This is a genomic window from Streptomyces sp. NPDC096324, assembly GCF_044763015.1.
Lineage (GTDB): Bacteria > Actinomycetota > Actinomycetes > Streptomycetales > Streptomycetaceae > Streptomyces.
This window is the reverse complement of sequence record NZ_JBIWFK010000001.1, coordinates 870,880-876,879: the sequence shown is the minus strand read 5'-3', so window position 1 is coordinate 876,879 and position 6,000 is coordinate 870,880. Positions and strand designations below refer to the sequence as shown.

5 protein-coding genes and 1 pseudogene are annotated in these 6,000 nt (G+C 65.0%); 2 read left to right on the top strand and 4 right to left on the bottom strand.

What is annotated here, in order from left to right; translation table 11 throughout:
* Nucleotides 1-359 precede the first annotated feature (359 nt).
* Nucleotides 360-1,175 carry an SGNH/GDSL hydrolase family protein gene (locus ACIQ7M_RS03550; RefSeq protein WP_403639194.1) on the top strand — a complete coding sequence of 272 codons (816 nt, stop codon included), beginning with the start codon at nt 360-362 and terminating at the stop codon, nt 1,173-1,175.
* 340 nt (nt 1,176-1,515) lie between these two features.
* On the opposite strand, the gene ACIQ7M_RS03545 is transcribed toward ACIQ7M_RS03550, so the two are convergent.
* From ACIQ7M_RS03545 to ACIQ7M_RS03535, 3 genes are all read right to left on the bottom strand, one after another.
* Nucleotides 1,516-2,835, bottom strand: a complete 1,320-nt coding sequence (locus tag ACIQ7M_RS03545; RefSeq protein WP_403639193.1) for a glycoside hydrolase family 27 protein — start codon at nt 2,833-2,835, stop codon at nt 1,516-1,518.
* 254 nt (nt 2,836-3,089) lie between these two features.
* Nucleotides 3,090-3,326: a DDE-type integrase/transposase/recombinase gene (locus ACIQ7M_RS03540; RefSeq protein ID WP_403639192.1), complete on the bottom strand. Its 237-nt coding sequence runs from the start codon at nt 3,324-3,326 to the stop codon at nt 3,090-3,092.
* Entirely contained in the window at nt 3,323-3,808 is a 486-nt protein-coding gene (locus tag ACIQ7M_RS03535; protein ID WP_403639191.1) for an IS3 family transposase, read from the bottom strand. Before ACIQ7M_RS03535 ends, ACIQ7M_RS03540 begins: the two co-directional genes overlap by 4 nt.
* Before the next feature lie 112 nt (nt 3,809-3,920).
* Between ACIQ7M_RS03535 and ACIQ7M_RS03530 the strand changes: the two genes are divergently transcribed.
* Nucleotides 3,921-5,033, top strand: coding sequence for an IS30 family transposase (locus ACIQ7M_RS03530; protein ID WP_403639190.1), 1,113 nt, complete (start codon nt 3,921-3,923; stop codon nt 5,031-5,033).
* A 6-nt stretch (nt 5,034-5,039) separates the two neighbouring features.
* On the opposite strand, the pseudogene ACIQ7M_RS03525 reads toward ACIQ7M_RS03530, so the two are convergent.
* A pseudogene (locus ACIQ7M_RS03525) lies at nt 5,040-5,270 on the bottom strand (transposase); the annotation flags it as partial.
* Nucleotides 5,271-6,000 lie beyond the last annotated feature (730 nt).

The window sequence follows — 6,000 nt, the reverse complement described above, 5'->3', positions numbered from 1 at the left end:
GGCAAAGACATGCTCGACGTTCGTCCGCACCCGCTTCTGAATCTGGCCCTGCTCGGCCTCGCCGGAGTCCTCTGTCAGCAGAGAACCTCATTTCCCCCTCGCGTACAACCTGATGCACCAACGGAACTCAAAAGATTCACTCATGGCCGCATTTCGAACTCATAGCGACCCAAAGCGGATCGCAACCCCCTTCGAGCAACCGACAATCCGTCATAGACCGATTCGCGAGCCGGTGTTCAAAAGGTGCGCGGCGAACTGCCCCGACTTCGTGGGTATTTACGAAATTAACGTGGCGACTTCCCGTGATGGCGCGAAGTTGATAAAACGGCGCCGCAAGAGAATCTGCGCAGAAGGGCGCCATGAAAAAATTCCGAATTACCGCGTACGTGGCCTCGGCACTCCTTGCCGGCGCCACCACACTCACCGGGGCCGCCACGCCGGCAACCGCGGCGGCGACCGGTGGCTATGTGGCGCTCGGCGATTCCTACTCCTCCGGAGTGGGCGCCGGCAACTACATTCCTTCCAGCGGCAGCTGCCAGCGCAGCACCAACGCCTACCCCTACCTGTACAACGCGGCGCACCCGTCGTCCTCGTTCGCCTTCAACGCCTGTTCGGGCGCCACGACGGACGACGTCCTCGCCAAGCAGCTCGGCTCGCTCAACTCCAGCACCTCCCTCGTCACCATCACCATCGGCGGCAATGACGCAGGTTTCGCCGACGTCATGAGGACCTGTGTCCTCAGTATCCGGAGCGTCTGCCAGTCCAGGGTCTCCACCGCGCAGGCCTACATCGCCTCGACCATGCCTGGCAAGCTCGACAGGGTCTACACGGCGATAAGGGCGAAGGCCCCGTCCGCCAGGGTGGTCGTGCTCGACTACCCCGGGTTTTACGAGACGGGAAACATCAGTTGCCTCGGCCTCAGCGATGAAAGTCGCCGAAAGATCAACCAGGCGGTCCTCGACATGGATAACGTGATCCGGGATCAGGTCAGAAGGCACAGCTTCTCACTCGGCTGGTACTCGTCGGTCGCCAGCCTGCACAGGATCTGCTCCGACGACCCCTGGCTGAACGACGTCGAACTCGGGGATACGAATAAGTCGTACCACCCGAACGCGGCCGGCCAACGCGGTTACCTGAGCGTGCTCGAGAACTACACCTTCCCCTTGCATCCTTAGGGTAAGAGCCGAAGCGCGGAGAAGGCCCCGTCCATCGGGGTCTTCTCCGCGCTTCGGCTGTCGAGAACGGCACCGGGTTCATGCCTGTTGAGTCCCCAGGCGGCCGGCGCGGCCTCGTCGAGTGCACCGTACGGCCGTCGGCCAACGCTTCCGCATCCGTTGGGACATCCGCGCCGTCGTCGCCCTCCGGTATCGCCGTCGTGCGGACGCGTCGTCGCACACGGGAAGGAGCCTGCGCGTGCCATCGTTCTTCTTCGTGGGCACGCGCAGGCTGCCGTCCGATCCCCGACTTCAAGCACGCACCGATTCCGCCTCGCGGGGACTTCGCCGACCGCGTGGGTCAGGAGGCCTCTGTTCCGGTCGCCTTGAGGACGACGGTGGCGTACGGCGGTACGTACGCGGTGTAGCTGCCCGTGGTGACAGAGCTGAGGTTGGTGTGGGTCCACAGGTCCCGCAGGCCGATGGTGCCCCTGAGGCCGGCGGCGGAGAAGCTGGCCGTGATGTTCCGTCCTGTGCCACTACGGTTGAACAGGGCGATGGCCCGAGTACCGGAGCCGGTCAGCCGCTTGGACCACACCTGCCCGCCTGCCAGGTCGTCGGCGATCTTCACGCCCTGGGATCCCCGGGCGTCCTGGTCGACCGCGATGACCTCGGCGTTCGTCAGAGTGGCGAGCGAGGCCGGGGACAGCGTGGTCGCGCGGGTGCCGATGATCAGAGGCGCGGCCATCATCGCCCACATGCTGAATTGGGACCTGGAGGCGGCGTCCGTGGATGAGGTGGGCAGCCCGTCGAGGTTGTGGCCCGTCAGCAGGTAGTCGGGGTCGTTCCAGTGACCCGGGCCGGCGGAGGTGGGGGTCCTTGAGTTGGTGTCGAGGTTCCGCAGCACCTTGGCGTACGTGTACGCACCGGATCCGGGGACGTACGAGCCATCCGAGCTGCCCACCGCGATGTCGAAGTCCGTCCGCCAAGCGTTGCTGTTGACGGGCTGGTACGCCTGGTACCCCCAGGCGCAGATGTTGAAGACCATCGGCCTGGCGCTGGAGTTGTTGAGGATGGCATGACGGTAGGTGGCGTACGTGTCGGCGTCGTTGAGGCCCGTGATGTTCCCGCCGCAGTGGTCGATCTTGACGGCGTCGTATCCCCACGCGGCGAAGGTGTTGATGTCCTGCTGGACGTGGCCCGCGCTGCCCTTGTTGGCGCCGCCGCAGCCGTTGTATCCGGCGTCGGTGTAGATGCCGACCTTGAGGCCCTTGCTGTGGATGTAGTCAGCCAGACCGTTCATGCCGGTGGGCCATTGGGTGGAGCTGACGGTGATCTTGCCGCTGGCGTCCCGGGAGCCGCTCCACCAGCCGTCGTCGAGCCAAACGGTCTTGAAGCCCGCGGCGGCCAGTCCCGAGTTGACCAGCGCGTCGGCCTCGGCCCTGATGACGGACTGGTTGATGGCCACGCCGCGGCCGTACCAGGTGTTCCATCCCATGTAGGGCGTGAGGGAAGCCGCGTACAGCTTGTTCAGGTCGTCCGGAGGGACGGCTGCGCCGGCTGAGGTGGCCGTGCCGAGGACAGCGGTGAGGGAGAGGGCTGCCGCGGTGGCCGCCTTGGTGAGTGTGCGACGGCGGCTCCGGCGTGCCGACGACGTTGCAGGGTGAGTGATCGGGTGCATCGCCAACCTCTGGATGGAGGGAAACGGACAGGGGTACTTCGATGAGGCTGGCCAGACCATGACAGGACCCTGACAATCAATCAAGGTTTAATGAATAATTAATGAGAACACGCTTTTTCCTGCCACGGATACTCACCCGGTCGACGCCAGCCCCCACGGATACTCGCCCGGTCGACGCCAGCCCCCTTTCCCGTCAGCCGGTACATGCCGGGCGGTGGTCCGGTCGGGCCAGAAGCGGGTGCCGATCTCTTCCTTCAATACGGCCCAGAACTCTCCGCAGCGGCATTGTCGAAACAGCTCCCGGTTCTCCCCATGCTCTGCCGGTGCCCCAACTCGCCTATTCTGGAGCGGAGTTGTTTAGAGGTGTATTCCGCTCCGCGGTCGCTGTGGATCACGCAGCCGGGCTTCGGACGGCCCAGCGCGGCGGCCATGTCGAGCGCGTCGACGACAAGTTCGGCGCGGTGATGGTCGGCCATCGAGTAGCCGATCACTTCCCGGGTGGCCAGGTCCAGCCACGAGGCGAGGTAGAGCCACCCTCGGCGGTCGGGATGTAAGTGATGTCCCCGACGGCCTTCGTGCCGGGGGGGCTGGCGGTGAAGTCCCGTCCGATCAGGTCCGGCGATGGTGCCGCCGCTGTGTCGGCCTTGGTCAGGCTGCGGCGGCCGGCGCGCCGGCTGTTCCCGGCAATGCCGTGCTCCCGCATGACCCGCTCCACCCTTTTGCGGTTGACCAACTGGCCTTGGCGACGCAGCTCGGCGGCGACGCGCGGGACACCGTAGTTCTGCCGAGAGGCGAGGTGGATCACCGTGATCTCGTGCGCCAGGACCGTATCCGCCCTTCGCCGCGCTTCACGGGCCTCGGCTCCGGCGACCCACGCGTAGTACGTGGACCGGGCGGTCTTCATCGCCTTGCACAGCAGCGTGACGGGGTAGTTCGCCTTCTCCGCGTGGATGAACCGGCAGATCGTGCTCACCGGTCGCTCTCCTTCGCGAAGAAGGCGTCTTAGATTCAACCGGTCAGAGCAACAGTGCTGGTTGAGGACGGTTTACGTGGCGAGAATGGGTCGGCCGGGGATGCCGGGCGAGATGAAGGCCGACTTGTGGCGGCGGTGGAGGGCCGGGGAGTCGATCAGCGTCATCTCACGGCAGATCGGCAAGCCGCCCGGCTCAGTGTTCACTGTCCTCAAGCATCACGGAGGGATCGCTCCCGCACCCCGCAAAGCGCGCGTCGGAAGCTTGACCTTGGGCGAGCGGGAGGAGATCTCGCGCGGGCTTTATGCCGGAGAGTCCTACCGAGCCATCGCCGGCCTGCTGGGGCGTGCGGTGTCGACGATCAGCCGTGAAGTCGGCAACAACGGCGGACGCGATGTCTACCGGGCGATCGCTGCGCAGGAACGGGCACTTGACCGCGCCCGGCGCCCGAAGCAGTGCCTGCTCGCCCGCAAGCCCGCACTGAGGCAGACGGTGCTGACCCTGCTGAAGGAGGAGTGGTCGCCGGAACAGATCGTCGGCCACCTGCGTCGATATCACGGTGACGACCCGGCGATGGAGATCAGTCACGAGACGATCTACCGATCCGTCTACACCACCCGATGGAAGGTGGTCCCTCGCGAGCTGTGCAAGCGCCTGCGAACCGGCCGTCCGATCCGGAAGAACAAGCGCCACACGGTGAAGGGACAGTGGCGCTCACAGATCACCGATGCCCGACCGATCGAGGAGAGGCCCCAAGCGGCAGAGGACCGCAGCGAGTTCGGGCACCTGGAAGGCGATCTGGTGATCGGCTCGAACAACAGCCAGGTCGCCACGCTGGTCGACCGGAAGTCACGGTTTCTCACGGTCGTGAAACTCGCCAGCCGCCACACCACCGTGGTCGTTCCCGCTCTGGCCGAGACCTACGCGCGCATGGACCCCCGACTACGCAGCACGCTGACCTGGGATCGCGGCATGGAACTGGCAGCTCATAAGCGGCTCACCGTCGACACCGGTGTCGACGTGTTCTTCGCAGCCCCGCGCAGCCCCTGGCAACGTGGCACCAACGAGAACACCAACAAGCTGCTCCGGCAGTACCTGCCCAAAGGCACAAATCTGTCGACGTTCAGCCAGGACGACCTTGACGCCATCGCGACGAAGCTCAACAACCGTCCGCGCAAGTGTCTGGGATTCCGAACCCCAGCCGAGAGTGTTGCCTTGACCGGTTGAATCTAAGGCCGCAGCCTTCAAGATGTCGTTCGCCCGCTTCAACTCGGCGTTCTCCTTCTTCAACGCCTTGAGCTGGGCGGACTCCTCGGTGGTCGTGCCCGGCAGCCGACCGGAGTCGACCTCGTCCTGCTTCACCCAGTTCCGCAACGTCTCGGCCGAACCGATACCCAGCTTCTGTGCGACCGCCTTCAGCGCAGCCGATTGATTCGGGTAGTCACCGCGGACCTCGGCGACCATACGGACCGCTCGCTTGCGCAGCTCAAGAGGACAGGAAGAGGGACGTGCCACGACTCAACCCTTACATGGAACCGAGTCTCTACCGAACCCGGAACGGCTCAAGGCCCGGCTCCGCTCTCGGCACGCGCCGCGGCGCCGAAGGCAGCCCCGTCGGGAATCCGGACCACGCACATGACACAGGCTCGGCTGAGACTTGCCAGTAAACGATCTCCGAAGTGCTGGGTGGCCCTCAATCCTCTTCGCCATCCGGCGAGGGTGAGCTTGTGCAGGCGGGCGATGCCGAGCATGGCGCGGTGGACGCCGTCGCCCACGGAGAGCAGTGCCTTCCGAGCCTTCAGGACCCCAAAGTCCCCGTCGCGCACCGGTCCCCGTGACAACGAGCTGCGTCCGCGTCCCGATGGTGCGCGCCCCTGCCCCTCGCGACTCTCGTACCGCTCGGGGCGCTCTACCCATGCCTCTACCCATGACGCGGGTAGGCCCTACTGGTTCTCTCAGCCCGAGTACCGATAGACACCGAAAGCATCGGTACATTCCGTAATTAAATATAAGTCCTAAATATCTGGATCTCGCGTTGCAACTGATCTCTCATGGAATGCGGAGCGGGAGACACCATCTGGTTTCCGACACGACAGCGAGACGGATGGGATTCCGAGGTTTCGGACTCCTTGGGCGGCGATGTTCTTCAGTGCATGCCTGGCCGTGTGGTGGGGGTGTTGCCGGGGTGTCGTTG